At 70.6% G+C, this 24,679-nt stretch carries 38 protein-coding genes; 2 read left to right on the top strand and 36 right to left on the bottom strand.

Features of this window, described 5'->3' with window-relative positions:
* Positions 1 to 35 precede the first annotated feature (35 nt).
* A complete protein-coding gene (locus NLX85_RS12460) occupies positions 36 to 992 on the top strand; it encodes a DUF559 domain-containing protein (RefSeq protein WP_254334641.1) in 957 nt (318 codons plus the stop codon).
* A gap of 216 nt (positions 993 to 1,208) precedes the next feature.
* Here NLX85_RS12460 and NLX85_RS12455 read toward each other — a convergent pair whose 3' ends face one another.
* The 3 genes from NLX85_RS12455 to NLX85_RS12445 are packed head-to-tail and all read right to left on the bottom strand — an operon-like array spanning position 1,209 to position 4,519.
* Positions 1,209 to 2,171 carry an aldo/keto reductase gene (locus NLX85_RS12455; RefSeq protein WP_254334640.1) on the bottom strand — a complete coding sequence of 321 codons (963 nt, stop codon included), beginning with the start codon at positions 2,169 to 2,171 and terminating at the stop codon, positions 1,209 to 1,211.
* A gap of 21 nt (positions 2,172 to 2,192) precedes the next feature.
* Complete coding sequence (locus NLX85_RS12450) at positions 2,193 to 3,872, bottom strand: ABC-F family ATP-binding cassette domain-containing protein (protein ID WP_254334639.1); 1,680 nt, start codon at positions 3,870 to 3,872, stop codon at positions 2,193 to 2,195.
* A gap of 41 nt (positions 3,873 to 3,913) precedes the next feature.
* Positions 3,914 to 4,519 (bottom strand): class I SAM-dependent methyltransferase, encoded by a 606-nt coding sequence (locus NLX85_RS12445; RefSeq protein WP_254334638.1) that lies wholly within the window; start codon positions 4,517 to 4,519, stop codon positions 3,914 to 3,916.
* Between the two features lie 126 nt (positions 4,520 to 4,645).
* On the opposite strand from NLX85_RS12445, the gene NLX85_RS12440 reads away from it, so the two are divergent.
* Positions 4,646 to 5,824, top strand: coding sequence for a hypothetical protein (locus NLX85_RS12440; protein WP_254335588.1), 1,179 nt, complete (start codon positions 4,646 to 4,648; stop codon positions 5,822 to 5,824).
* 57 nt (positions 5,825 to 5,881) lie between these two features.
* On the opposite strand, the gene truA is transcribed toward NLX85_RS12440, so the two are convergent.
* From truA to rpsJ, 33 genes are all read right to left on the bottom strand, one after another.
* A complete protein-coding gene (truA, locus tag NLX85_RS12435; protein ID WP_254334637.1) occupies positions 5,882 to 6,715 on the bottom strand; it encodes a tRNA pseudouridine(38-40) synthase TruA in 834 nt (277 codons plus the stop codon).
* 75 nt (positions 6,716 to 6,790) lie between these two features.
* Positions 6,791 to 7,348 (bottom strand): 50S ribosomal protein L17, encoded by a 558-nt coding sequence (rplQ, locus tag NLX85_RS12430; protein ID WP_254334629.1) that lies wholly within the window; start codon positions 7,346 to 7,348, stop codon positions 6,791 to 6,793.
* A gap of 34 nt (positions 7,349 to 7,382) precedes the next feature.
* Positions 7,383 to 8,405, bottom strand: a complete 1,023-nt coding sequence (locus tag NLX85_RS12425; RefSeq protein ID WP_007073009.1) for a DNA-directed RNA polymerase subunit alpha — start codon at positions 8,403 to 8,405, stop codon at positions 7,383 to 7,385.
* Positions 8,406 to 8,501: 96 nt separating this feature from the next.
* Positions 8,502 to 9,128 carry a 30S ribosomal protein S4 gene (gene rpsD, locus NLX85_RS12420; protein ID WP_107076458.1) on the bottom strand — a complete coding sequence of 209 codons (627 nt, stop codon included), beginning with the start codon at positions 9,126 to 9,128 and terminating at the stop codon, positions 8,502 to 8,504.
* A gap of 13 nt (positions 9,129 to 9,141) precedes the next feature.
* Complete coding sequence (rpsK, locus tag NLX85_RS12415) at positions 9,142 to 9,549, bottom strand: 30S ribosomal protein S11 (RefSeq protein WP_013288613.1); 408 nt, start codon at positions 9,547 to 9,549, stop codon at positions 9,142 to 9,144.
* An 18-nt stretch (positions 9,550 to 9,567) separates the two neighbouring features.
* A complete protein-coding gene (gene rpsM, locus NLX85_RS12410) occupies positions 9,568 to 9,948 on the bottom strand; it encodes a 30S ribosomal protein S13 (protein ID WP_091262776.1) in 381 nt (126 codons plus the stop codon).
* A 265-nt stretch (positions 9,949 to 10,213) separates the two neighbouring features.
* Positions 10,214 to 10,327, bottom strand: a complete 114-nt coding sequence (rpmJ, locus tag NLX85_RS12405; protein WP_043965539.1) for a 50S ribosomal protein L36 — start codon at positions 10,325 to 10,327, stop codon at positions 10,214 to 10,216.
* Positions 10,328 to 10,418: 91 nt separating this feature from the next.
* Positions 10,419 to 10,640 carry a translation initiation factor IF-1 gene (gene infA / locus NLX85_RS12400; protein WP_007073013.1) on the bottom strand — a complete coding sequence of 74 codons (222 nt, stop codon included), beginning with the start codon at positions 10,638 to 10,640 and terminating at the stop codon, positions 10,419 to 10,421.
* Positions 10,641 to 10,912: 272 nt separating this feature from the next.
* Complete coding sequence (locus NLX85_RS12395) at positions 10,913 to 11,425, bottom strand: DUF1707 domain-containing protein (RefSeq protein ID WP_254334627.1); 513 nt, start codon at positions 11,423 to 11,425, stop codon at positions 10,913 to 10,915.
* A gap of 206 nt (positions 11,426 to 11,631) precedes the next feature.
* A complete protein-coding gene (gene map / locus NLX85_RS12390) occupies positions 11,632 to 12,483 on the bottom strand; it encodes a type I methionyl aminopeptidase (protein WP_254334625.1) in 852 nt (283 codons plus the stop codon).
* A gap of 90 nt (positions 12,484 to 12,573) precedes the next feature.
* Entirely contained in the window at positions 12,574 to 13,227 is a 654-nt protein-coding gene (locus tag NLX85_RS12385; protein ID WP_089012511.1) for an adenylate kinase, read from the bottom strand.
* Positions 13,228 to 14,553, bottom strand: a complete 1,326-nt coding sequence (gene secY, locus NLX85_RS12380) for a preprotein translocase subunit SecY (protein WP_254334623.1) — start codon at positions 14,551 to 14,553, stop codon at positions 13,228 to 13,230.
* Between the two features lie 235 nt (positions 14,554 to 14,788).
* Entirely contained in the window at positions 14,789 to 15,232 is a 444-nt protein-coding gene (rplO, locus tag NLX85_RS12375; RefSeq protein ID WP_254334621.1) for a 50S ribosomal protein L15, read from the bottom strand.
* Positions 15,232 to 15,414, bottom strand: coding sequence for a 50S ribosomal protein L30 (gene rpmD, locus NLX85_RS12370; protein WP_013473693.1), 183 nt, complete (start codon positions 15,412 to 15,414; stop codon positions 15,232 to 15,234). Before rpmD ends, rplO begins: the two co-directional genes overlap by 1 nt.
* A complete protein-coding gene (gene rpsE, locus NLX85_RS12365; protein WP_254334619.1) occupies positions 15,414 to 16,028 on the bottom strand; it encodes a 30S ribosomal protein S5 in 615 nt (204 codons plus the stop codon). Before rpsE ends, rpmD begins: the two co-directional genes overlap by 1 nt.
* Positions 16,029 to 16,061: 33 nt before the next feature.
* Positions 16,062 to 16,451, bottom strand: a complete 390-nt coding sequence (rplR, locus tag NLX85_RS12360; protein ID WP_091262791.1) for a 50S ribosomal protein L18 — start codon at positions 16,449 to 16,451, stop codon at positions 16,062 to 16,064.
* Entirely contained in the window at positions 16,448 to 16,990 is a 543-nt protein-coding gene (gene rplF, locus NLX85_RS12355; protein ID WP_254334617.1) for a 50S ribosomal protein L6, read from the bottom strand. The genes rplR and rplF overlap by 4 nt, the downstream gene beginning before the upstream one ends.
* Positions 16,991 to 17,006: 16 nt before the next feature.
* Positions 17,007 to 17,414: a 30S ribosomal protein S8 gene (gene rpsH, locus NLX85_RS12350; protein ID WP_013288624.1), complete on the bottom strand. Its 408-nt coding sequence runs from the start codon at positions 17,412 to 17,414 to the stop codon at positions 17,007 to 17,009.
* A gap of 96 nt (positions 17,415 to 17,510) precedes the next feature.
* Entirely contained in the window at positions 17,511 to 17,696 is a 186-nt protein-coding gene (locus NLX85_RS12345) for a type Z 30S ribosomal protein S14 (RefSeq protein ID WP_007073023.1), read from the bottom strand.
* A gap of 1 nt (position 17,697) precedes the next feature.
* Positions 17,698 to 18,267, bottom strand: coding sequence for a 50S ribosomal protein L5 (gene rplE, locus NLX85_RS12340; RefSeq protein ID WP_091317981.1), 570 nt, complete (start codon positions 18,265 to 18,267; stop codon positions 17,698 to 17,700).
* Positions 18,267 to 18,587, bottom strand: a complete 321-nt coding sequence (gene rplX / locus NLX85_RS12335; RefSeq protein ID WP_007465276.1) for a 50S ribosomal protein L24 — start codon at positions 18,585 to 18,587, stop codon at positions 18,267 to 18,269. The genes rplE and rplX overlap by 1 nt, the downstream gene beginning before the upstream one ends.
* Complete coding sequence (rplN, locus tag NLX85_RS12330) at positions 18,584 to 18,952, bottom strand: 50S ribosomal protein L14 (protein ID WP_007465279.1); 369 nt, start codon at positions 18,950 to 18,952, stop codon at positions 18,584 to 18,586. Before rplN ends, rplX begins: the two co-directional genes overlap by 4 nt.
* Positions 18,953 to 19,050: 98 nt before the next feature.
* A complete protein-coding gene (gene rpsQ / locus NLX85_RS12325; protein WP_091198287.1) occupies positions 19,051 to 19,329 on the bottom strand; it encodes a 30S ribosomal protein S17 in 279 nt (92 codons plus the stop codon).
* Positions 19,326 to 19,562 carry a 50S ribosomal protein L29 gene (gene rpmC, locus NLX85_RS12320; RefSeq protein WP_013288628.1) on the bottom strand — a complete coding sequence of 79 codons (237 nt, stop codon included), beginning with the start codon at positions 19,560 to 19,562 and terminating at the stop codon, positions 19,326 to 19,328. The genes rpsQ and rpmC overlap by 4 nt, the downstream gene beginning before the upstream one ends.
* Positions 19,562 to 19,987, bottom strand: coding sequence for a 50S ribosomal protein L16 (gene rplP, locus NLX85_RS12315; protein ID WP_073834927.1), 426 nt, complete (start codon positions 19,985 to 19,987; stop codon positions 19,562 to 19,564). The genes rpmC and rplP overlap by 1 nt, the downstream gene beginning before the upstream one ends.
* 3 nt (positions 19,988 to 19,990) lie before the next feature.
* Positions 19,991 to 20,863 carry a 30S ribosomal protein S3 gene (rpsC, locus tag NLX85_RS12310; RefSeq protein ID WP_254334615.1) on the bottom strand — a complete coding sequence of 291 codons (873 nt, stop codon included), beginning with the start codon at positions 20,861 to 20,863 and terminating at the stop codon, positions 19,991 to 19,993.
* Entirely contained in the window at positions 20,863 to 21,336 is a 474-nt protein-coding gene (rplV, locus tag NLX85_RS12305) for a 50S ribosomal protein L22 (protein ID WP_151463673.1), read from the bottom strand. The genes rpsC and rplV overlap by 1 nt, the downstream gene beginning before the upstream one ends.
* A gap of 40 nt (positions 21,337 to 21,376) precedes the next feature.
* Positions 21,377 to 21,658 carry a 30S ribosomal protein S19 gene (gene rpsS, locus NLX85_RS12300; protein ID WP_007073032.1) on the bottom strand — a complete coding sequence of 94 codons (282 nt, stop codon included), beginning with the start codon at positions 21,656 to 21,658 and terminating at the stop codon, positions 21,377 to 21,379.
* 12 nt (positions 21,659 to 21,670) lie between these two features.
* On the bottom strand, positions 21,671 to 22,510 hold the full coding sequence (rplB, locus tag NLX85_RS12295; protein WP_091262802.1) for a 50S ribosomal protein L2: 840 nt from the start codon (positions 22,508 to 22,510) through the stop codon (positions 21,671 to 21,673).
* A gap of 12 nt (positions 22,511 to 22,522) precedes the next feature.
* On the bottom strand, positions 22,523 to 22,825 hold the full coding sequence (rplW, locus tag NLX85_RS12290; RefSeq protein ID WP_091317975.1) for a 50S ribosomal protein L23: 303 nt from the start codon (positions 22,823 to 22,825) through the stop codon (positions 22,523 to 22,525).
* Complete coding sequence (gene rplD / locus NLX85_RS12285; RefSeq protein WP_254334613.1) at positions 22,822 to 23,472, bottom strand: 50S ribosomal protein L4; 651 nt, start codon at positions 23,470 to 23,472, stop codon at positions 22,822 to 22,824. The genes rplW and rplD overlap by 4 nt, the downstream gene beginning before the upstream one ends.
* Positions 23,469 to 24,134 carry a 50S ribosomal protein L3 gene (gene rplC, locus NLX85_RS12280; protein ID WP_254334611.1) on the bottom strand — a complete coding sequence of 222 codons (666 nt, stop codon included), beginning with the start codon at positions 24,132 to 24,134 and terminating at the stop codon, positions 23,469 to 23,471. The genes rplD and rplC overlap by 4 nt, the downstream gene beginning before the upstream one ends.
* An 11-nt stretch (positions 24,135 to 24,145) precedes the next feature.
* Positions 24,146 to 24,454, bottom strand: coding sequence for a 30S ribosomal protein S10 (gene rpsJ / locus NLX85_RS12275; RefSeq protein WP_007073037.1), 309 nt, complete (start codon positions 24,452 to 24,454; stop codon positions 24,146 to 24,148).
* Between the last annotated feature and the right edge of the window lie 225 nt (positions 24,455 to 24,679).

Here is a 24,679-nt window from a genome sequence, read left to right as displayed (position 1 = left end):
AGCGGGTGATCTCCCGATCACGTGATGCTGTCCGGATGGCCTCACCCGCCCAGGTCCCCCGCCGGCTGTCCGTCCAGCCGTTCCGCGGCAGCACCGCCGTCGCCAAAGGGCTCCTGACCTGGACCATGCTGCGGAGTCCAGCGTGGATCCGGCTGCTGCCGGACGTCTACGTGCACCACAACGGCTACCGCGACGGCGACCACCGAATGTGGTGCGACGCCGTCGCACTGCGCCTGCCGCCCAGCGCGGCGATCGCCGGGCGCAGCGCGGCCTTCCTCTGGGGCGCCGACCTGCTCGGCCGGGACGCCTCTACGCCCGGCTCTTCCCCGCCAACGCCGACGAGGGGGCGCGGCACGAGAGCACCGGTCACCGTGCTGCTGCCCCGGGCCGCCCGCCTGCGGTCCCATCCCCGCGTGCGGCCGGTCCGTTCCGTGCTGCCGGACACCGACCGCACCCGCTTCGCCGGCCTTCCGGTCACCACGGCGCTGCGCACCGCGTTCGACCTCGGCCGGCAGGGTTCGCGGGTCGACGCGCTGGTCGCCGTCGAGGCGTTGTTGCACCGCCGGGTGGTGAAGCTGCCCGCCTTGCGCGCCTACGCTGCCGAGCGCTCTGGCTGGCCGGGCCTGCCGCTGCTGCGCGAGGTGCTGGCGCTGGCGGAACCGCCGAGCGAGTCACCGATGGAGACCCGCCTGCGGCTGCTCCTGCTCGACGCCGGTCTGGGCCCGCTCGTCGCCCAACACGACGTGCACGACGCCCGGGGCCGCTTCATCGCCCGCGTCGACCTGGCCTGGCCCGCGCTCCGCGTCGCGGTCGAGTATGACGGCGACCACCACCGTGAACGCGCCCACTTCCGCCAGGACGTCGCCCGCCTGAACGCAATCCGCGCGGCGGGCTGGCTGGTCCTCCGCTTCACCGCCGACGACGTCCTCCGCCACCCCCGCGCGACCATCGCCCTGGTCCGCCAAGCCCTCCGCGAACGCACCACCCGCTGAACCCCGACGTCGGTGGAACACCATGGGTGTCAAAGCCCGGCCATGACACCCATGGCGTTCCACTCACGGCCCGGACGCGCCTGTGGCGCGCTGCTTGGCCGGCGGCAACGTCGCCCCGAGGGGCGCGGAGCGACGGCGGGCGGCGGCGGGCGGCGGGGGCGGACAGCGCGCTGCCCCGGCGGCCCGAGGAGGGCACCGGGGCAGCGGGAGGGTGTCTCAGAGGAGGGCGTCGAGGGCGTCGAGGTCCTCGTCGGTGGGCTGCCAGGTGCCCGCCTCGGCGTTGGCGCGTACCTGCTCCGGCGTGGTGGCGCCGGCGATCACCGAGGTCACCGCCGGCCGGGCGGCGAGCCCGCCCATGGCGACCTGGAGCATGCTGACCCCGCGCTCGGCCGCGTACGCCTCGATCGCCTCGATGGTGTCCCAATCCGCGGCGGCGAGGCGCTCGGCGTACCGGCCGCCGCCGGAGAGCCGGCTGCCGGCGGGCGGGGCCTCGTTGCGCTTGTACTTGCCGGTGAGCAGGCCGTTGGCGAGAGGGAAGAACGGCAGCATGCCCAGGCCGAACCGCTCGCACGCCGGGATCACCTCGGCCTCCACGCTCCGCTCCAGCAGCGAGTAGTGGTTCTGTGCGGAGATGAAGCGGGTGCGGCCCTGGGAGGAGGCGGTCCAGTCGGCGTCGGCGATCTGCCAGCCGGCGAAGTTCGAGTTGCCGAGGTAGCGCACCTTGCCGGCGGTCACCAGGTCGTCGAGCGCGGCGAGGGTCTCGTCGATGGGGGTGCCCGGATCGGGCTCGTGCATCTGGTACAGGTCGATGTGGTCGGTGTCGAGCCGGCGCAGCGACGCCTCGACGGCCCGGGCGATGTAGCGGCGGGCGCCCCGGGCGCCGTGGTCGGGCCCGTTGAGGCCGTGCATGTCCATGCCGAACTTGGTGGCGACCACCACGTCGTCCCGGCGGCCCTTGAGCGCCTGCCCGAGCAGTTCCTCGGAGCCGCCCTGCGGCTCGCCGTAGATGTCGGCGGTGTCGAAGAAGTTGATCCCGGCGTCGAGCGCGGCGTCCACCACGGCGCGGGTGCCGTCGAGGTCGAGCTTGCGGCCGAAGTTGTTGCAGCCGATGCCGACGACGGACACCACGAGCCCGGAGTCGCCCAGCCGGCGGTAGGTCATCTCAGTCACGAGATCCACCCTATGCCGCCGGCCGGGCGCTCACCGCACGTCCCAGACCGGCTCGGGGGTCTCCACCACCTCGCCGTCGCCGCGGAACAGCACGAACCGGTCGAAGGAGCGGGTGAACCACCGGTCGTGGGTGACGGCCACGACCGTCCCCGCGAACGCGGCAAGCCCCGCTTCGAGGGCTTCGGCGGAGGCCAGGTCGAGGTTGTCGGTCGGCTCGTCGAGCAGCAGCAGGGTGGCCCCGGACAGCTCCAGCAGCAGCACCAGGAAGCGCGCCTGCTGGCCGCCGGAGAGGGTGCCGAAGCGCTGGTCGCCCTGCCCGGCCAGCTCGTAGCGGGACAGCGCCGCCATGGCCGCGTGCCGGTCCATGCCGGCCCGGTGCTCGTCGCCCCGCCACAGGATCTCGACAAGCGTCTTCGCCATCAGCTCGGGCCGGTCGTGGGTCTGGGAGAAGTGGCCGGGCCGGACCCGGGCGCCGAGGCGTACCTGGCCGCCGTGCGCGACGGGGGCGAGCGCCGCCGCGCCGTCGACGGGGGTGTTGGCCGGGTCGGGGTCGGTGCCGCCGCGGGCGAGCAGGCGCAGGAAGTGCGACTTCCCCGTGCCGTTCGCGCCGAGCACCGCCACCCGGTCGCCGTACCAGAGTTCCAGGTCGAACGGGTAGGTCAGGCCGTCCAGTTCGAGCTGCTCGGCGATCACCGCGCGCTTGCCGGTCCGCCCGCCGGTCAGGCGCATCCGGATGTCCTGGTCCTTCGGGGGTACGGGCGGCGGCCCGGCCTCCTCGAACTTGCGCAGCCGGGTCTGGGCGGCCTGGTAGCGGGAGGCCATCCCGTCGTTGTACGCGGCCTTCTGCTTGTACATGAGCATCAGCTCACGCAGCTTCTGGTGTTCCTCGTCCCAGCGGCGGCGCAGCTCGTCGAGGCGGGCGTGCCGGGCCACCCGGGCCTCGTGCCAGCTCGCGAAGCCACCGGGGTGCACCCAGGCGCTGCCGCCCTCGACGGCGACCACCCGGTCGGCGGTCTGGGCCAGCAGTTCCCGGTCGTGTGAGACGTAGAGCACGGACTTGCCGGACTCGCGCAGCCGGGCCTCCAGCCAGCGCTTGCCGGGCACGTCGAGGAAGTTGTCCGGCTCGTCGAGGAGGAGCACCTCGTCGGGGCCGCGGAGCAGGAGTTCCAGCGCGAACCGCTTCTGCTGGCCGCCGGAGAGGGTCCGCACCGGGCGTTCCCGGGCGGCGTCCCAGGGCAGGTCGAGGACGATGGTGGCGACGGTGTCGAAGAGCACCTCGGCGTCGTAGCCGCCGACCTCGCCCCAGGCGGCCAGCGCGTCGGCGTACGCGAGCTGGGCCTTGCCGGCGGCGCTGCTGTACTTGCCGCGGACCTCGGCCGCCCGCATGGCCGCCTCGGTCTCGGCGAGGCGGTGGCCGGCGTCGCGCAGCGCCGGCGGGGCGAGCGACAGCGCCAGGTCGGCGAGGGTCGACTCGTCGCCGATCATGCCGATGAACTGCCGCATCACGCCGAGCCCACCGGCGCGGGCGACAACGCCGGTCTTCACCGGCAGGTCGCCGGCGACCATGCGCAGCAGGGTGGTCTTGCCGGCGCCGTTGGGCCCGACGAGGGCCACCTTGGCGCCCTCACCGACCCGGAACGACACCTCGGCGAAGAGTTCCCGGCCGTCCGGGAGGATGTGCCCGACCCCTGCCACGTCCACGTATCCCACGCGGGCATCCTGCCCGAGGGGCGGGCGTGGGCGACACCGGATTACCGGGTGACCCGGAGTACCCGGTAGCCCTTCTGGCTGGCGTGCCGCTCGACCTGCCAGCCCTGCTCGACCAGCCAGCGGTGCAGCGAGTCGCCGCCGAGGTGCCGCGCGACGACCAGCCAGGCCACCCCGTCCGGGGTGAGCCGGGGCAGCCAGCGTCGCAGCAGGTCGTGCAGCTCCCCCTTGCCGATGTGGATCGGCGGGTTGGACCAGATCTGGGCGAAGGCGACGTCGGCCGGGAGGTCGTCCGGGGCGACGACCCGGACCCGGTCGGCGGCGCCGACGCGGGCGGCGTTGGCGGCGGTGAGTTCGCGGGCCCGCTCGTTGACGTCGACCGCCCAGACCGTGGCGGCCGGCGCGCTGGCGGCCAGTACGCAGGTGATCGGCCCGAAGCCGCAGCCGATGTCGAGCAGCGCGCCGGTGGCGTCGTGCGCCGGCAGGTCGGCCTTGCGCAGCAGCACCGCGGTGCCGGGGTCGAGCCGGTTGGCGGAGAAGACACCGCTGGCCGAGGCGAGGGTGTAGTCGCGCCCGCCGGCGGAGAACTCGACCTCGCGCGGCCGGGCGGCGGTCGTGGGTTCCGCGGTGAAGTAGTGGTCGCCGGTCACGACGGGCATTGTCGCACCGCCCGGGATCGGTACCGGCGACGGTGGCCGGGGCAGGACGCGACGCCACTCCGCCAGAATTTCCCGATATTACCCCCGAAAGGGACAATGGCCCCTACTCTAGCCACCATGGTGTATCGGTACGAGTCCGATGAGGACGCCTTCCTGGAGTACCCGAAGCCCGGGTCGGACCCGTCCGTGCCCGGCGCGGCGGCTCCGCCGGCGGGTCCCTCGCCGTCCCGCTTCCCCACCCCGTCGCTGCCCCCGCCGGTCCGGCCCACCCGACCGGCCGTCGAGACGCGGGCGCCGGCCCCGCCGGTTCCCGCGCCGGCCCCGAGCCGACCCGCCCCGCCCCGGGAGCCCGCTCCCGTGCCGCAGCCGACGCCGGCGGCGCCGCAGCCCGCGCCACCGGTGCCGCAGCCGACACCGGCCGCCGCGCCCAGGCCGGCGACCTCGGCTCCGCCCGACCCCGTCGTCCGGACCACCGACCCGCTGGACCTGTCCCGGGCCCGCCGGGCCGACCACCGGCGCGGCGGCGGCCGGGCCTGGCAGGTGCTGATCGGCGGGGCCGCCGTGCTGATGCTGCTCGCCCTCACGGGGCTGGCCGTGGCCGCCCTGCTCGACGACCGGACCGCCACGCCGCAGGCCGGCCAGCAGAGCAGCCCGCCCGTGGTGGAGCAGTCCGCCGCGGCCGACGGGAGCGACCTCAACTCCCGGGACACCGACCAGGCGGCGCTCACCGCCAAGGAGGTCTTCCCCGGCCAGCAACTGGTGGTGACCGACGGGCAGCCGGCGTACCGGGTGCTCAAGACGCACTCCAGCGGCAGCTGCGCGGTGGCGGCCACCGGCGAGATCGCCGACCTGCTGGTGCGCCTCGGCTGCAACCAGGTGGTCCGGGCCACCCTCCGCTCCCCCGACGGCGACCACCTGCTCACGGCCGGCCTGTTCAACCTCACCGACGTGGCCAGCGCCCAGCGGGCGCGCGACCGGATCCGGCCCATGCTGGACGAACGGCAGGGCCGGTTCCGCGGCATGGCGGCGAGCGAGGACACCGAGGCGGTGGCCACGGCCGCGGCGCGGGTCGGCTGGCAGGTCCGCGGCCACTACCTCGCCTTCTGCGTGGTCACCCGGGCCGACGGGGCACGCATCAGCTCCGACGACAGCAAGGCCCGCGACATCCTGTACGACATGATCGAGGTCTACCTGAACCGGAGCGTGCTGGAGCGCCGGGCCAACGGCGGGGCGGCCAGCCAGCCCACCGACAGCCCGACCGACGGCACGGCCGGGCAGGACGGCACCCGCAACTGAGCCCGACCACCACGGCCCGTCGCTTCCCTCCCGGGGCGGCGGGCCGTTCCGCTGTGCTCAGCCCTCGGCGACGGGCACCCGGAGGCGGCGGGTGAGGTCGGCGCGGCGGGCGTACTCGGCGGGGTCGGCCGGGTAGCCGACCTCGACCAGGGCCAGCCCGTGCGCGGGCGCCACGGTCACCTCGCTGGAACGTTCCCGGCGGCTCAGCAGGCTCGCCGGCCACTCGACCGGCCGGCGGCCGTCCCCGGCGACCAGCATGGCGCCGACCAGGCTGCGCACCATGTTCTGGCAGAACGCGTCCGCCTGCACGGTGGCGACCAGGATCCCGTCCAGGTCGCGTCGCCAGTCCAGACGGGTCACCTCGCGCAGCGTGGTGGCGTTCTCCTTCCGCCGGCAGTACGCGGCGAAGTCGTGCTCCCCCACCAGCCCCGCCGCCGCGGCGTTCAACGCCGCCAGGTCCAGCGGCTTCGGCCAGGCCAGGGTGTCGGTGCGGCGCAGCGGCTCGGCGCCCCACGGCGCGTCGGTCACCCGGTACTCGTAGCGGCGGAACGTGGCCGAGAAGCGGGCGTCGAAGTCGGCCGGCACCTCGGTCATCGCGCGCACCCGCACGTCCGGCGGGAGCAGCCGGGCCAGCCGGCGCAGCAGCTTCCCGTCGTGCTGCCGCCACACCTCGGCCGGCAGGTCGAGGTGGCAGACCTGTCCGGTGGCGTGCACGCCGGCGTCGGTGCGACCGGCCACGGTCAGCCCCGTGGCGGTGCCCGCGCCGAGGACCAGGTCGAGCGTCTGCATGAGCACCCCGGCGACCGTCCGCCGGGTGGGCTGGGCGGCCCAGCCGGAGAAACCGGTGCCGTCGTACGAGACGTCCAGCCGCAGCCGGGTCCGCTCGTCCACCTCGTACCTCCCGTTCACGGCGTCGAGCCCGGCACCCCAGGAAGGGATGCCGGGCCCGATGGTGTGTGCCTCAGCTCAGGCCTTGTTCTCGCTGGCCTCGTCGTCGTCCTCGCGCGCCTGGGCGGTGTCGCCGGACACCGACACCGGCGGCTCGGAGTCCTGGTCGGCCGGGGCCGACGCCGGGGTCTCCTCGGCCGGGGCCAGGGCCTCGACCTTGTCCTGCTGGGCGGCCTTGCGGGCGGCGGTCTTCTTGTTCGCCTTCGGCTCGGCGACCTGAAGCTCCTCCACCAGCTCGATGATCGCCATCGGAGCGGCGTCACCCTTGCGCGGACCGGTCTTCACGATCCGGGTGTAGCCGCCGTTGCGGTTGGCGTACCGGGGCGCGATCTGGTCGAACAGGGCGTAGACCACGTCCTTGTCCTTGACGACGCCCAGCACCCGACGCCGCGAGGCGAGGTCGCCGCGCTTGGCCTTGGTGATGAGCTGCTCGGCCAGCGGACGCAGCCGCCGGGCCTTCGTCTCGGTGGTCTGGATCTTGCCGTGCTGGAACAGCGCAGTGGCCAGGTTGGCCAGCATCAGCCGCTCGTGCGCGGGGCTGCCGCCGAGGCGGGGGCCCTTGGTGGGCGTGGGCATGCTTGGTGCTCCTCAGGTGTGGCGGCAGCGCGGACTAGAGCTGCTCGGTCTCGCGGTAGTCGTCGGTGTCGTAGTCGGCCTCGCCGAAGGCGTCCACGACGTGCGCCGGGTCGAAGTTCGGAGCCGAGTCCTTCAGCCCCAGGCCCATCCCGGCGAGCTTCATCTTGACCTCGTCGATCGACTTCTGACCGAAGTTGCGGATGTCGAGGAGGTCGGCCTCGGTACGCCCGATGAGCTCACCAACGGAGTTGATGCCCTCGCGCTTGAGGCAGTTGTAGGAGCGGACGGTGAGGTCCAGCTCCTCGATCGGCAGAGCGAGGTCGGCCGCCAGCTGGGCGTCCTGCGGGGACGGCCCGATGTCGATGCCCTCGGCGGTCTCGTCCAGCTCCCGGGCCAGCCCGAACAGCTCCACCAGCGTCGAGCCGGCCGAGGCCAGCGCGGTACGCGGGCCCATCGACGGCTTGGTCTCGACGTCGATGATCAGGCGGTCGAAGTCGGTCCGCTGCTCGACACGGGTCGCCTCGACGCGGTAGGTCACCTTGAGCACCGGCGAGTAGATCGAGTCGACCGGGATCCGGCCGATCTCCGCACCCGCCTGCTTGTTCTGCGCCGCCGTGACGTAGCCACGACCACGCTCGACGGTCAGCTCCATGTCGAGCCGGCCCTTGCCGTTCAGGGTGGCGAGCTTCAGGTCCGGGTTGTGCACCGAGACACCGGCCGGCGGCTGGATGTCACCGGCGGTCACGTCGCCCGGGCCCTGCTTGCGCAGGTACATGCTGACCGGCTCGTCGTGCTCCGAGCTGACGCACAGCTCCTTGATGTTCATGACGAGCTCGACCACGTCCTCCTTGACGCCGGGGATCGTGGTGAACTCGTGCAGGACACCGTCGATCTTGATCGAGGTGACCGCCGCACCCGGGATGGACGACAGCAGCGTGCGCCGCAGCGAGTTGCCCAGGGTGTAGCCGAAGCCCGGCTCGAGCGGCTCGATGGTGAACCGGGACCGGGTCTCGTTGATCGACTCTTCGGAGAGAGACGGTCGCTGGCTGATGAGCATCTTTTCTCTTCTCTTCCGGGGCGCCCGCTATATGACGCCCACGACACAAACTGTTCCGGTGGCCCGCCCCGGAGGACGGGCCACCGCAACGAGCCCTTACTTGGAGTAGAGCTCGACGATCAGCTGCTCCTGGACCTGGGTGTCGATCACCTGGCGGGCCGGGAGCGAGTGCACGAGGATCTTCATCTGGCTGGGGATGGCCTCGAGCCACGCCGGAACGGTCTTGGAGCCGGCCTCGGCCTGCGCGACGATGAACGGGGTGAGCTCCTTGCTCTTGACCCGGACCTCGACGATGTCGTGCTCCTTGACGCGGTACGACGGGATGTCGACCTTCTTGCCGTTCACCGTGAAGTGACCGTGCTTGACCAGCTGGCGGGCCATGTCCCGGGACTTGGCGTAGCCGGCCCGGTAGACCACGTTGTCCAGCCGCGACTCGAGGATCTGCAGGAGGACCTCACCGGTCTTGGCCTGCTTGCCCACGGCCTCCTCGTAGTAGCCGCGGAACTGCTTCTCCAGCACGCCGTAGACGCGGCGGGCCTTCTGCTTCTCACGGAGCTGGAGCAGGTACTCCGTCTCCTTGGTGCGGCCGCGGCCGTGCTGCCCGGGCGGGAACGGCCGGGACTCGAACGGGCACTTCGGGCCATCGCACTTGCTGCCCTTGAGGAACAGCTTCATCTTCTCCCGCCGGCAACGGCGGCAGTCAGCACCGGTGTAACGAGCCATCTCTCTCTACCTCTCAGACCCGGCGACGCTTCGGCGGACGGCATCCGTTGTGCGGCTGCGGGGTGACGTCGGAGATCTGCCCGACCTCGAGGCCCACGGCCTGCAGCGAACGGATGGCGGTCTCCCGGCCGGAGCCGGGGCCCTTGACGAACACGTCGACCTTGCGCATGCCGTGCTCCATCGCCCGACGCGCGGCGGCCTCGGCGGCCAGCTGCGCGGCGAACGGAGTCGACTTGCGGGAGCCCTTGAAGCCCACCTGGCCGGAGGAGGCCCAGGAGATGACCGCACCGGTCGGGTCCGTGATGGACACGATGGTGTTGTTGAAGGTGCTCTTGATGTGCGCCTGCCCGTGGGCGACGTTCTTGCGTTCCTTGCGCCGGACCTTCTTGACGGCGGCTCCGGCACGAGCCTTCGGTGGCATAAGTCTGTGCGCTCCTAGTTACTTCTTGCCGGGCTTCTTCTTGCCGGCGACGGTCCGCTTCGGGCCCTTGCGGGTCCGCGCGTTGGTCTTGGTCCGCTGGCCACGAACGGGCAGGCCCCGGCGGTGCCGGATACCCGCGTAGCAGCCGATCTCGACCTTGCGGCGGATGTCAGCGGCGACCTCGCGGCGAAGGTCACCTTCAACCTGGTAGTTGGCCTCGATGTGGTCGCGGAGCTGCACGAGCTCCTCGTCCGTGAGGTCCCGAGCGCGCTTGTCCGGCGAGATGCCGGTGGCGGCCAGCGTCTCCAGGGCGCGGGTGCGACCGACCCCGAAGATGTAGGTGAGCGCGATTTCCATCCGCTTGTCGCGGGGGAGATCCACGCCGACTAGACGTGCCATGTGCGGGCGTACTCCTCGTGATGTTGTGGCGGAGGTGTGGACCCGTCCCACCCCGCTACCGACCGTCCCTGTCCTTCCGGCGCGATCAGCGCCGGCGACCGGGATCGGTCGCTGCCCGAGCGGGCCCCGGCCTCCGACCGGGGGTCAACCACGAGGGGGTACGCGCTGCGTACCGCTCGCGGCTGGGACGAGCTGGTGATGTGTGTGTCGGGATCTGCGACCCGGGCCGGTTCCGCCGCCGCTCGTCACGGTCGGCGGGAACGGTTCAGCCCTGGCGCTGCTTGTGGCGCGGGTCAGAACAGATGACCATGACCCGGCCGTGCCGGCGGATCACCCGGCACTTGTTGCAGATCCTCTTGACGCTCGGCTTGACCTTCACGGTTGCCTTACTTCCCATCTGGCCCGGAGACGCGACGAGCGCGACCCGGACGTCGAAGACGGACACGGGGACGTCCCGGCCGCCGTCAGGCTTACTTGTAGCGGTAGACGATGCGCCCGCGGGTCAGGTCGTACGGCGAGAGTTCGACGACGACCCGGTCCTCCGGCAGGATGCGGATGTAGTGCTGCCGCATCTTGCCGCTGATGTGAGCCAGCACCTTGTGGCCGTTCGCGAGCTCCACCCGGAACATGGCGTTCGGCAGGGGCTCGATGACCCGACCCTCGATCTCAATGGCTCCGTCTTTTTTCGGCATGTCCTCCGCTGTCCTGACGTCGGTTGCTCCGGACGGCCCACAACGTCTTACACGGGCTCCGGCGAGATTCGCCGAGCCCGAGCCAGCCGCGGCTCCGAGTCCCACCGAAGCGCAGGGTGGGCATGCCGGAGTGGACGCTGTGCGCCGATCAGAAAGTGTACGCCCGCCTGCGCGCCGTCGCCAAACCGGCCACCCCGTCGGTCACCCCGACGGAGGAGATTCGCCAGGCCCTGCCTGCCGGCTGTGGCGCTCGCCACAGCCCGTGGGTCGGGTCAGCGACGCCGGCGACGGTCCCGCCGGGCCCGGCCACGCCGCTCGGCCGGGCGCCACCCGTGGTGTCCGCCACCCACGGTACGCATCAACAGGAAGAAGCCCCACGGCCCGATCGCCCAGACCGGCCAGTAGTGCCCGAGGTGCCCGGAGCCGAGCGAGGCGAACAACCAGATCGCGGTGAGGATCCCGGCGACCCGCAGCCACGGCGACCAGATCGCGAGCAGCCCGCCGGCGCCGCGCCCGCCCGCCACGACCGTCCCGCCGGCGTCGGTCACCGCCGACGGCGCCGGCGGCGTCGCCGGGGCCACCGCGGCTCGGTGCGCGGGTGTCGTCCCGGGCAGGTCGGCCACCACCTCGTCCAGGTCGGCGTAGGTCTTCGCCCCGTACGCCCGGACCAGCCGCTCGTCGTACTCGTGCAGGTCGAGCCGGCCCTCCTCCAGGGCCACCCGGAGCCGCTCCGCTGTGGCTTCCCGGTCGGCGTCGGCCGCCCGCATCCCGCTCCGCCCGTCCATGAGGGCAAGCATGCCACCGCCCCGCCAACGCGCTCCGCACCGCGCGGTCGCATGCCACCGCCCCGCCAACGCGCTCCGCACCGCGCGGTCCGGACGCCCGGGGCGGAACCTCGCAAGCGGCCCGGAACCTCGAGAGCACGCAGGAACGCGGCGAGCGGGCCGGAACCTCGCGGGTGGGCCGGAGCGCAGCCGGCGGGCGGGTCCCCTCAGACGGCCGGGGAGTCCGCCGGCTGCCGGGCCGTGACCAGCTCGCCGAGCCGGGCCCGGCCGCCGTCCTCGGCGGTCAGCACCCAGACGCCGTCGTCCAGCAGCGCCATCGAGTGCTCGACGTGGACCGCCATCGACCGGTCGCGGGTCACCACGGTCCAGCCGTCGGACAGCTCCACGGTGCGCGGCGAGCCCATGGTGATCATCGGCTCGATGGCCAGCGCCAGGCCCGGCACGAGCCGCGGACCCTTGCCCGGGCGCCCGTGGTTGAGCACGTGCGGGTCCTGGTGCATCTCGGTGCCGATGCCGTGCCCGCCGTAGCCGTCGACGATGCCGTACCGGCCGCCCTGGCGGACCGCGGTCTCCACCGCGTGGGAGATGTCGGTGAGCCGGCCCTTCCCGCTGGCCGCGCCCCGCGCCGCGGCCGCGATGCCGGCCCACATGGCGTCCTCGGCGACCGCGGCCATCTTCAGCAGGGCCGGGTCGACCTCGCCGACGCCGACCGTGATGGCCGCGTCGCCGTGCCAGCCGTTGAGCACCGCCCCGCAGTCGATCGAGATCAGGTCGCCCTCGCGGAGCACCTGGGTCGACGACGGGATGGCGTGCACCACCTGCTCGTTGACCGAGGAGCAGATCGACGCCGGGAAGCCGTGGTAGCCCTTGAACGAGGGGATGGCGCCGGCCTCGCGGATGGTGGCCTCGGCGATCGCGTCGAGGTCGGCGGTGGTGACGCCGGGGGCGACCGCCTCCCGCATCCGGCGCAGCGCGCGGGCGACCACCAGACCGGCGGCCCGCATCAGCTCGATCTGCTCGGGGGTCTTCAGCTGGATGTCCAGCTGGGGACGACGCATGGAGGCGTTTACCTTTCGTTGCGCGGAACAGCGGGGCACGTCGCACGTACCCCGCTGTTCGCACTCTATCCGCCGGAATCCGGCGGGACGTCAGCCGCCGTACGAGCGGAGGGCGTCGATGGCGCGGACGGTGACGTCCTCCACCGGCCCGGTCGCGTCGATGCCGACGAGCTTGCCCTGGGCGCCGTAGTAGTCGACCAGCGGCGCGGTCTTCTCGGCGTACTCCCGCAGGCGGGCCGCGATGGTCTCCGGCTTGTCGTCGTCCCGCTGGAACAGCTCGGCCCCGCAGCGGTCGCAGACGCCCTCACGGGTGGTGGCGTCGAACTCGACGTGCCAGATCTTGCCGCAGCCGCGGCAGGTGCGCCGGCCGGACAGCCGCCGGATCACCTCGTCGTCGTCGACGACAAGCTCCAGCACCAGGTCCAGCGCGGTGCCGAGGTCGGCGAGGAGCTTGTCCAGCGCGGCGGCCTGCGGCGTCGTACGCGGGAAGCCGTCGAGGAGGAAGCCCTCGGCGGCGTCCGGCTCGGCGAGCCGGTCCCGCACCATGTTGATGGTGACCTCGTCCGGGACCAGCTTGCCGGCGTCCATGTACCGCTTGGCCTCGACCCCCAGGGGCGTGCCCTGGGAGACATTGGCCCGGAAGATGTCACCGGTCGAGATCTTCGGCACCGAGAGGTGAGCGGCGATGAACTCCGCCTGCGTGCCCTTGCCCGCGCCCGGCGGGCCAACCAGAACGAGTCGCATCTACCGCAGGAACCCTTCGTAGTTCCGCTGCATGAGTTGGCTCTCGATCTGCTTCACGGTCTCCAGACCGACGCCGACCATGATGAGCACAGCGGTGCCGCCGAACGGGAAGTTCTGGAACTGCTGGTTGTCCAGCCAGATGAAGAAGAAGTTCGGCAGGATCGCGACGATGCCCAGGTAGAGCGCGCCCGGCAGGGTGATCCGGCTGAGGATGAAGTCGAGGTACTCGGCGGTCGGCTTGCCGGGGCGGATGCCCGGCACGAAGCCGCCGTACTTCTTCATGTTGTCCGCGACCTCGGTCGGGTTGAACGTGATCGACACGTAGAAGTAGGTGAAGAAGATGATCAGCAGGAAGTAGATCGCGATGTGCTCCGGCGCCGCCGCCTTCACGATGTGGTTCTGGATCCAGGCCTGGGTCTTCCCCGGGTTGTTCTGGTCGAAGAACTGGAGGGCGAGCTGCGGCAGGTAGAGCAGCGACGAGGCGAAGATGACCGGGATGACGCCGGCCTGGTTCACCTTGAGCGGGATGTAGGTGGAGGTGCCGCCGTACATCCGCCGGCCGATCATGCGCTTGGCGTACTGCACCGGGATCCGGCGCTGGGCCTGCTCGATGAAGGTGACCGCGGTGATGACCAGCAGGACCAGGGCGATCACGAGGAGGAACATCCCCCAGCCCTTGGTGGTCTTGATCTTCCAGCCCTCGCTGGGGAGCCGGGCCGCGATCGAGGTGAAGATCAGCACGGACATGCCGTTGCCGACGCCGCGGTCGGTGATCAGCTCACCGAGCCACATCACCATGCCGGTGCCTGCGGTCATCGTCATGACCAGGATGGTCAGCGTCAGCCAGTCCGGGATGCCGGTGCCCCGCGGGACGATCGGGAACTGGTCGCACTGGTTGTTGAAGAGCTGACCCGAGCGCGCCAGCGCCACGAACGCCGAGGACTGGAGGATGCCCAGGCCCAGCGTGAGGTAGCGGGTGTACTGGGTGATCTTCGCCTGGCCGGCCTGACCCTCCTTGCGGAGCTGCTCCAGACGCGGGATGACCACGGTCAGCAGCTGCAGGATGATCGACGCGGTGATGTAGGGCATGATGCCCAGCGCGAAGACCGAGAGTTGGAGCAGCGCGCCACCGGAGAAGAGATCCAGCAGGCTCAGCACGCCGGTGCTGCCCTGGATCGTGTCGAGGCACTTCTGCACGTTGCCGTACGAGACACCCGGGCTGGGCAGCGTGGCGCCCAGCCGGTAGACCGCGATGATGCCTACTGTGAACAGCAGCTTCTTGCGCAGGTCAGGCGTACGGAACGCACTGAGAAAGGCGGACAGCAACTTCTTCCTCCTGCGCGACGCGGGCCGCCGGTCATGATCCCTGGCGGAGCGGGGTGGGTGCCGGGCGGACCGCCCGATATCCATGGCTGGGAACGGACTCTAACAGCCCGATCCCGGTCCGGGCAGATGTGCCCGGCTACATAAAACGAATCCGATGTTACCCGGCGCACATTCGCCAGGTAGAGCACGGCGCCCGCCCAGTTGCGGACAACTGAGCGGGCGCCACGATCGTGCCTTACAGCTCGGTGGCCGAGCCGCCGGCCGCGGTGATCTTCTCCTTGGCCGACGCGCTGAACGCGTGCGCCGACACCTGGAGAGCCACGCCGCCGAGGTCGCCGGTGCCGAGCACCTTGACCGGGTGGCCCTTGCGGACCGCGCCGGCCTCGACCAGCTCGGCCGGGCCGACCTGGCCGCCGTTCGGGAAGAGCTCGGCGAGCCGGTCCAGGTTGACCACCTGGAAGACGACCTTGAACTTGTTCTTGAAGCCCTTCAGCTTCGGCAGGCGCATGTGGATGGGCATCTGCCCACCCTCGAACGCCGCCGAGATGTTCTTCCGGGCCTTGGAACCCTTGGTACCGCGACCGGCGGTCTTGCCCTTCGAGCCCTCACCGCGACCCACGCGGGTCTTGTCGGTCTTGGCTCCGGGCGCCGGGCGCAGGTGGTGCACCTTGATCGTCATTACTCGACCTCCTCGACCTTCACGAGGTGGTTGACCGTGAAGATCATGCCCCGGATCTCCGGCCGGTCCTCCTTGACCACCACGTCGTTGATCCGCTTGAGACCGAGCGAACGCAGCGAGTCACGCTGGTTCTTCTTGGTCCCGATCTCGGACCGGACCTGGGTGACCTTCAGGCGCGCCATCAGGACGACACCCCCGCCCGCGACGCCAGCATGGCGGCCGGCGCGACGTCCTCGACCGGCAGGCCACGACGGGCCGCGACCTGCTCGGGCGACTCGAGGCCCTTCAGGGCCGCCACCGTGGCGTGCACGATGTTGATCGGGTTCGACGAGCCGAGGCTCTTGGAGAGCACGTCGTGGATGCCCGCGCACTCCAGCACGGCGCGCACCGGACCGCCGGCGATGACACCCGTACCGGCCGAGGCCGGCTTGAGCAGCACCACACCGGCCGCGTCCTCGCCCTGCACCGGGTGCGGGATCGACTGGCCGATCCGCGGCACCTTGAAGAAGTGCTTCTTGGCCTCCTCGACACCCTTGGCGATCGCCGCGGGCACCTCCTTGGCCTTTCCGTAGCCCACACCGACGGTGCCGTCGCCGTCGCCCACGATCACCAGGGCGGTGAAGCTGAAGCGACGACCACCCTTCACGACCTTGGCGACGCGGTTGATCGCGACGACCCGCTCGAGGTGCGGGGTCTTCTCGACGGGCGCGTTTCCGCGGCCGCCCTCACGGCGGTTGTCGCGGCGACCACCCTCGTTGCCACCGGACCCGCCGCCACGGCGCTGTTGACCTGGCATCAGCAGCCTTCCTTCTCTCTCGTGACGGGGTTTCTAGAACTCGAGCCCGGCTTCGCGGGCGGCGTCGGCAAGCGCGGCGACCCGCCCCGCGTACCGGTTGCCACCGCGGTCGAAGACGACCTTCGAGACGCCGGCGGCCTTGGCCCGCTCGGCGAGCAGGGCGCCGACCTTGCCGGCCAGGGCGCTCTTGTCGCCCTCGACGCCGCGCAGCGAGGCGTCCATGGTCGAGGCCGACGCCAGGGTGTGACCCTTGGTGTCGTCCACGATCTGGGCGACCATGTGCCGCAGGGAGCGGGTGACGACCAGGCGGGGACGCTCGGTGGTGCCGCTGACGTTCTTGCGGACCCGGAAGTGCCGGCGCGCACGCCCGACGGCACGCTTGGCGGCGACGCCGCGGCGGCGCTTGAGCAGCGTGGCGCTCACTTCTTACCTGCCTTTCCAGCCTTGCGGCGGATGACCTCGCCCTGGTACTTCACGCCCTTGCCCTTGTAGGGCTCCGGCGGGCGGATCTTCCGGATGTTGGCGGCAACCTCGCCGACCTGCTGCTTGTCGATGCCGGCCACGTGGAACAGGGTCGGCCTCTCCACCGTGAAGGTGATGCCGTCCGGGGCCGGGACCAGCACCGGGTGCGAGAACCCGAGGGCGAACTCGAGGTCCTTGCCCTTGGCGGTCACGCGGTAACCGGTACCGGCGATCTCGAGGCTCTTGCGGTAGCCCTCGGTCACGCCGATGATCATGTTGGCCACCAGCGTACGGCTCAGGCCGTGCAGCTCCTTGGCCTTGCGCTCGTCGTTGGGCCGGTTGACGTGCAGCGCGCCGTCCTCGCCCCGCTCCGCCGTGATCGGCTCGGCCAGTACGTGGCTCAGCTCGCCCTTGGGGCCCTTGACCTTGACGGTCTGGCCGTCGATGGTGATATCGACGCCGGCTGGCACCGGGATCGACTTACGTCCAATACGCGACATTTCTACCTGTCTCCCGTTACCAGACGAAGGCGAGGACTTCCCCGCCAACGCTCCGCTTGCGGGCCTGCCGGTCGGTGAGCAGCCCCTGGGACGTCGAAATGATCGCCACGCCCAGCCCGCCGAGCACCCGCGGGAGCCCGTCCGACTTGGCGTACACCCGGAGACCGGGCTTGGACACGCGCTTGATGCCGGCCAGGCTCCGCTCCCGGTTCTGGCCGTACTTCAGCTCGACGACCAGTCGCTTGCCGACGGCGCCCTCCTCGGGCTCCTCGACCGACCAGGTGGCGATGTAACCCTCGGCCTTGAGGACCTCGGCGATGTTCGCCTTGATCTTCGAGTAGGGCATCGTCACCCGGTCGTGGTACGCCTGGTTGGCGTTACGCAGACGCGTGAGCATGTCTGCGATCGGGTCGGTCATCGTCATGAAATTCGTCAACCTTTCTCGCCGGGGTTCCCCGGGCCAGGCCCGGGGCCTACGGCGAAGAGACAGTTCAGCTGACGCGCGAAGCGCGCCGGGCTATTACCAGGAAGCCTTGGACACGCCGGGCAGCTCACCGCGGTGGGCCATCTCCCGGATGCACACCCGGCAGAGACCGAACTTGCGGTAGACCGCCTTCGGACGCCCGCACCGCTGGCAGCGGGTGTACGCGCGAACCGAGAACTTCGGCTTCGCGGCCGCCTTGAGGATCAGCGCCTTCTTGGCCATCTCAGTTCTCCTTGAACGGGAAGCCCAGGAGCTTGAGCAGCGCCCGGCCCTCGTCGTCGGTCGTGGCGGTCGTGACCACCGTGATGTCCATGCCCCGCTGGCGATCGATCTTGTCCTGGTCGATCTCGTGGAACACCGACTGCTCGGTCAGGCCGAACGTGTAGTTGCCGTGGCCGTCGAGCTTGCGCCCGTCCAGGCCGCGGAAGTCACGGATACGCGGCAGCGCGATCGAGAGCAGCCGGTCCAGGAACTCCCACATCCGGTCGCCGCGCAGGGTGACCTTCGCGCCGATCGGCATGCCCTCGCGGAGCTTGAACTGCGCGATGGACTTGGTCGCCCGACGCACCAGCGGCTTCTGGCCGGTGATGGTGGCCAGGTCGCGGACCGCGCCGTCGATCAGCTTGGCGTCGCGAGCAGCCTCGCCGACACCCATGTTGACGACGATCTTGACGAGCCCGGGCACCTGCATGGGGTTGCCGTAGCTGTACTGCTCCTGCAGCTTCGCCACGACCTCGTTGCGGTACCGCTCCTTGAGGCGCGGCAGGGTCTTGGTTTCGGTAGCCGTGGTCATCAGAGGTCCTTACCGGTGCTACGCGCGATGCGGACCTTCTGGCCGTTGTCGTCGATCCGGTAACCGACCCGGGTCGGCTTGCCGTCGGAGTCCAGGACCTGCACGTTCGAGACGTGGATCGGGGCCTCCTGGGTGACGATGCCACCGGTCTTGGCGCCACGCTGGGTGGTGCTGATGCGAGTGTGCTTCTTGACCCGGTTCACGCCCTCGACCAGGACCTTGTCCTGCCGCGGGTAGGCCGCGATGACCTTGCCCTTGGCACCCTTGTCCTTGCCGGCGATGACGACGACCGTGTCGCCCTTCTTGACCTTCACGGTCACAACACCTCCGGCGCGAGAGAGATGATCTTCATGAACCGCTTGTCCCGCAGCTCCCGGCCCACGGGGCCGAAGATGCGGGTACCGCGCGGGTCCCCGCCGTCCTTGATGATGACGGCGGCGTTCTCGTCGAAGCGGATGTACGAGCCGTCCGGCCGCCGCCTCTCCTTGGCGGTGCGAACGACGACGGCCTTGACGACGTCGCCCTTCTTCACACCGGCACCGGGGATCGCGTCCTTGACGGTGGCCACGATGACGTCGCCGATGCTCGCGTAGCGCCGACCGGAGCCACCGAGAACCCGGATGCACAGGATCTCCCGGGCACCCGTGTTGTCGGCGACGCGCAGTCGCGACTCCTGCTGAATCACGTCTATCTCCTATGTCTGCCGGTTCTCCGGCCGCCCGGAGGCGGCCGGAGCCTGGCGGAACCTGCGCCCGACCGAACCCGGCCGAGCTCGAGCCTTCGCTACTTGGCCTTCTCGAGGATCTCCACGAGCCGCCACCGCTTGGTGGCGGACAGCGGCCGGGTCTCCATGATCAGGACCCGGTCGCCGATGCCGGCCGAGTTCTGCTCGTCGTGGACCTTCAGCTTGCTGGTCCGGCGCATGATCTTGCCGTACAGCGCGTGCTTGACCCGGTCCTCGACCTCGACCACGACGGTCTTTTCCATCTTGTCGCTGACCACGAGGCCCTCACGCACCTTGCGGCGGGCCCGCGCGGTGGCGGCGGTGGTGTTCTCACTCATGATGCAGTCACCTCAGTCGGCGCGGCCGAGAGACCCAGCTCACGCTCACGCATGATCGTGTAGATCCGGGCGATCTCCCGACGGATGACCTGCAGCCGCCGGTTGTTGTCCAGCTGCCCGGTTGCGGCCTGCACGCGGAGGTTGAACAGCTCCGCCTTGGCCTCGCGCAGCTTCGTGACCAGCTCCTCCTCGGAGAGCTCACGCAGCTCGGAAGGCTTGACGCCAGCTGCCATCAGGATTCACCCACTTCGCGCGTAACAATGCGGCACTTCATCGGGAGCTTGTGGATCGCGCGACGCATCGCCTCTCGCGCGATCTGCTCGTTGGGGAAGGACATCTCGAAGAGAACCCGCCCCGGCTTGACGTTGGCGACCCACCACTCGGGCGAACCCTTACCGGAACCCATCCGGGTCTCGGCCGGCTTCTTGGTGAGGGCCTGGTCCGGGAAGATCGTGATCCAGACCTTGCCGCCACGCTTGATGTGGCGGGTCATCGCGATACGCGCCGACTCGATCTGGCGGTTGGTCACGTACGCCGGCTCGAGAGCCTGGATCCCGAACTCGCCGAACACCACCCGGTTACCACCCTTGGACGCGCCGTGGCGGTCCGGGTGGTGCGGCTTGCGGAAGCCCTTCGGGGGCTTGCGCGGCATCAGCATCTGTCAGCCCTCCTGCTGCTTTTCTGCCGGCTGGGTCGCGGCCGCGGCCACGGCTCCGGCGTCGACCGGCTCACCGGCCGGCGTCTCCGCCTGCTGCGCGATGGTGGTCGCGGCAGCCCGGCCGGCCTCGGTGCCACCGGCGGTCGTACCCGACGAACCCGACCGGCCACGGCGCGGCCGCTCCGGCCGGTCGCCACGGTCGCGGCGCGGGCCGCGCGACGGGGCGGCCTCGGCCGGGGCCTCGCGGCCCGGGACGGCGTCGCCCTTGTAGATCCAGACCTTCACGCCGATCCGGCCGAAGGTGGTACGGGCCTCGAAGAAGCCGTACTCGATGTTGGCCCGCAGCGTGTGCAGCGGAACCCGGCCCTCGCGGTAGAACTCGGTCCGGCTCATCTCGGCGCCGCCGAGACGGCCCGAGACCTGCACCCGGATGCCCTTGCAGACCGGGTTCTTCATCGCGGACTGCATCGCCTTGCGCATGGCCCGACGGAAGCTGACCCGGCTGGACAGCTGCTCGGCGACGCCCTGGGCGACCAGCTGCGCGTCCGACTCGGGGCTCTTCACCTCGATGATGTTCAGCTGGACCTGCTTGCCGGTGAGCTTCTCCAGCTCGCCGCGGATCCGGTCGGCCTCCGCACCCTTACGGCCGATGACGATGCCCGGCCGGGCGGTGTGGATGTCGACGCGGACCCGGTCCCGGGTGCGCTCGATGTCGACCTTGGAGATCCCGGCGCGCTCGAGGCCCTTGGACATCATCCGGCGGATCTTGACGTCCTCGCCGATGTAGTCCTTGTAGAGCTTGTCCGCGAACCAGCGGGACTTCCAGTCGGTCGAGATGCCGAGCCGGAACCCAGTGGGGTGAACCTTCTGACCCATTACTCGGCACCTTCCGTCGTGCTCTGCCCCTCAGCCGCTCCGGCCTGGTTGGTCGCCTCGGCCTTCGTCTGCGCCTGGGCCTTCTTCGCCGACTTCTTCGGCGCGGCCGGCGCGACCGCCTCGACCGCCACGGTGATGTGGCAGGTCCGCTTGCGGATCCGGTACGCCCGGCCCTGCGCCCGCGGCCGGAACCGCTTCATGGTCGGGCCCTCGTCGACGAACGCCTCGCTGACGAGCAGCGCATCGGGGTCCAGCCGCTCGTTGTTCTCCGCGTTGGCGATCGCGCTCGCGAGCACCTTGTACACCTGCTCGCTCGCAGCCTGCGGCGCGAACTGCAGCACCGTGAGCGCCTCCTTCGCGGGCAGGCCGCGGACGAGGTTGACCACCCGGCGCGCCTTCATCGGCGAGATGCGCACGTGCCGCGCAACCGCCCGCGCGCCCGGAAGCACCGGAGCGTCGCCCTTTCCTGGCATCGCTGTAACCCCTTGTTCCTCTATCCGTATGCCCGCGGCGTCAGCGCCGGCGGCTCTTCCGGTCGTCCTTCTCGTGACCCTTGAACGTGCGGGTCAGCGCGAACTCGCCGAGCTTGTGCCCGACCATGGCCTCGGTCACGAAGACCGGGACGTGCTTACGTCCGTCGTGCACGGCGATCGTGTGACCCAGCATCTCCGGGATGATCGTCGAGCGGCGCGACCAGGTCTTGATGACGTTCTTCGAGCCCTTGTCGTTCTGCGTCTCCACCTTCTTGAGCAGGTGGTCGTCGACGAACGGGCCCTTCTTCAGGCTGCGAGGCATGTCTTATCTCCCTCAGCCGCGCTTACGCGTGGCGTAGCGGCGGCGGACGATCAGCCGGTCGCTCGGCTGGCCCTTACGACGGGTGCGGCCCTCGGGCTTACCCTGCGGGTTGACCGGGTGGCGACCACCGGAGGTCTTACCCTCACCACCACCGTGCGGGTGGTCGACCGGGTTCATGGCCACACCACGGACGGTCGGGCGCTTGCCCTTCCACCGCATCCGGCCGGCCTTACCCCAGTTGATGTTCGACTGGTCGGCGTTGCCGATCTCGCCGACGCTGGCGCGGCAGCGCACGTCGACGCGCCGGATCTCACCGGACGGCATGCGGAGGGTCGCGTACGCGCCCTCACGGCCGAGCAGCTGGATGCCGACGCCGGCCGAACGGGCCAGCTTGGCGCCGCCGCCCGGGCGCAGCTCCACGTTGTGGATGGTGGTACCGACCGGGATGTTGCGCAGCGGCAGGTTGTTGCCCGGCTTGATGTCGGCGCTCGGCCCCGACTCCACCCGGTCGCCCTGCTTCAGGTCCTTCGGCGCGATGATGTAGCGCTTCTCGCCGTCGGCGTAGTGCAGCAGCGCGATGCGCGCGGTGCGGTTCGGGTCGTACTCGATGTGCGCGACCTTCGCCGGCACGCCGTCCTTGTCGACCCGCTTGAAGTCGATCAGCCGGTACTGCCGCTTGTGGCCGCCACCGTGGTGCCGGGTGGTGATCCGGCCGTGGGCGTTGCGTCCGCCCTTCTTCGGCAGCGGAGCCAGCAGCGACTTCTCGGGCGTCGACCGGGTGATCTCGGCGAAGTCGGCGACGCTCGAGCCACGCCGGCCCGGCGTCGTCGGCTTGTACTTACGGATAGCCATTGTCTACACCCCTCAGCTGACCGGGCCGCCGAAGGCCTCGATACGGTCACCGTCAGCCAGCTTCACGATCGCCCGCTTGGTCGACTTGCGCTGACCGAAGCCGGTCTTGGTGCGCTTGCGCTTGCCCTCGCGGTTGAGCGTGTTGACCGTCAGGACGCGGACGTTGAAGATCTGCTGGATAGCGATCTTGATCTCGGTCTTGTTGGCGTCCGGGTGCACCAGGAAGGTGTACCAGTTCCGGTTCAGCTCGCTGTAGCTCTTCTCCGAGACGACCGGGGCGACGATGATGTCGCGCGGATCGGCGATCGTGCTCACTTGCCACCCTCCTCGGTGGTCTCGGCGGGAACGCCCAGGAACTCGTCCAGGGCCTCCTTCGTGAAGACCACGTCGTCGGCCACCAGCACGTCGTACGTGTTGAGCTGGCCGGCCTCGATCAGGTGCACCCGCGGCTCGTTGCGCAGCGACACCCAGTTCAGCTCGTCGGTGCTGCTCAGCACGACCAGGACCCGACGGGCCTCGGTCGCCTTCGCCAGCGTGGCCAGCGCGGCCTTGGTCGACGGCTTCTCGCCCGAGACGAACGCCTCGACGACGTGCACCTGGCCGGCGCGCGCCCGGTCGGAGAGGGCGCCACGCAGGGCGGCGGCCTTCATCTTCTTCGGGGTGCGCTGGCTGTAGTCGCGCGGCACCGGGCCGTGGACCACGCCACCGCCGGCGAACTGCGGCGCGCGGGTCGAGCCCTGGCGGGCACGACCGGTGCCCTTCTGCTTGTACGGCTTCCTGCCTCCACCGGAGACCTCGCCGCGAGTCTTGGCCTTGTGCGTGCCCTGCCGGGCCGCCGCCAGCTGAGCCACCACGACCTGGTGCATCAGCGGGATGTTGGCCTGGACGTCGAAGATGTCGGCCGGCAGCTCGACGGAGCTGCTCTTGGCGCCTTCGACGTTGAGGACGTCAACGGTGGTCACTTGCCCGCACCGCCCTTCTTCACCTTGGTCTTGGCCGCGGTACGGACCAGGACCAGCGCGCCCTTGGGGCCGGGGATGGCGCCGCGGACGAGCAGGAGGTTGTTCTCGGTGTCGACCGCCTGGACGGTCAGGTTCTGGACGGTGTAGCGAACGCCACCCATCCGACCCGCCATCCGGGTGCCCTTGAAGACGCGACCCGGGGTCGCGCAGGCGCCGATCGAGCCCGGCGAGCGGTGCTTGCGCTCCACACCGTGGCTGGCGCGCAGACCGTGGAAGCCGTGCCGCTTCATCGGGCCGGCGTAGCCCTTGCCCTTGGTCTTGCCGGTGACGTCGATGGTCACGCCGGCCGGGAACTCCTCGACCGTGACCTCCTGGCCCGGCGAGTAGTCCGCGGCGTCCGCGGTGCGCAGCTCGACGATGTGCCGGCGCGGCGCGACGTCCGCCTTGGCGTAGTGCCCGGCGATCGGCTTCTTGACCTTGCGCGGGTCGATGGCCCCGTACGCCAGCTGGACCGCGGAGTAACCGTCCTTGTCGGCGCTACGAACCTGGCTCACGACGCACGGGCCGGCCTGAACCACGGTCACGGGAACAACGCGGTTGTTGTCCCAGACCTGGGTCATGCCGAGCTTTGCGCCCAGGATCCCCTTGACTTGCCTGTCCATTTGTCCGGTCCCTACAGCTTGATCTCGATGTCGACGCCAGCCGGCAGGTCGAGGCGCATGAGCGAGTCGACCGTCTTCGGGGTCGGGTCGATGATGTCGATCAGACGCTTGTGCGTGCGCATCTCGAAGTGCTCGCGCGAGTCCTTGTACTTGTGCGGCGAGCGGATAACGCAGAAACGGTTGATCTCCGTGGGCAGCGGCACCGGGCCAGCGACCTGCGCCCCGGTACGCGTCACCGTCTCGACGATCTTCCGAGCCGAGGAGTCGACGACCTCGTGGTCATAGGCCTTGAGCCGGATGCGGATCTTCTGTCCCGCCATGGTGGCTTCTGTTCCTTCTCTCGATGCCGCTGTGTTGCGGGCGCCTGTACCGGCTGGTACAGGCCCACTTCGCCGACCCCCGCGGTCGGGCGTGTCGCGCCCGTGGGCCAGGCTCCGCCCCGGGACTCCGGAGCGATTTCCGACCGCGCGGTGGGTCATGGCGCCGATCGCGGTGACCGCGACCTGGACGCCGCGCGAGGGTGGTTGACCGCCAGGGGCGATCAA

The sequence above is a fragment of the Micromonospora sp. A3M-1-15 genome, assembly GCF_024213425.1.
In the GTDB taxonomy this organism is placed as follows: Bacteria; Actinomycetota; Actinomycetes; order Mycobacteriales; family Micromonosporaceae; genus Micromonospora; species Micromonospora chersina.
The sequence above is the reverse complement of the archived record's forward strand: the minus strand, read 5'-3'. Positions and strand labels throughout refer to the sequence as shown.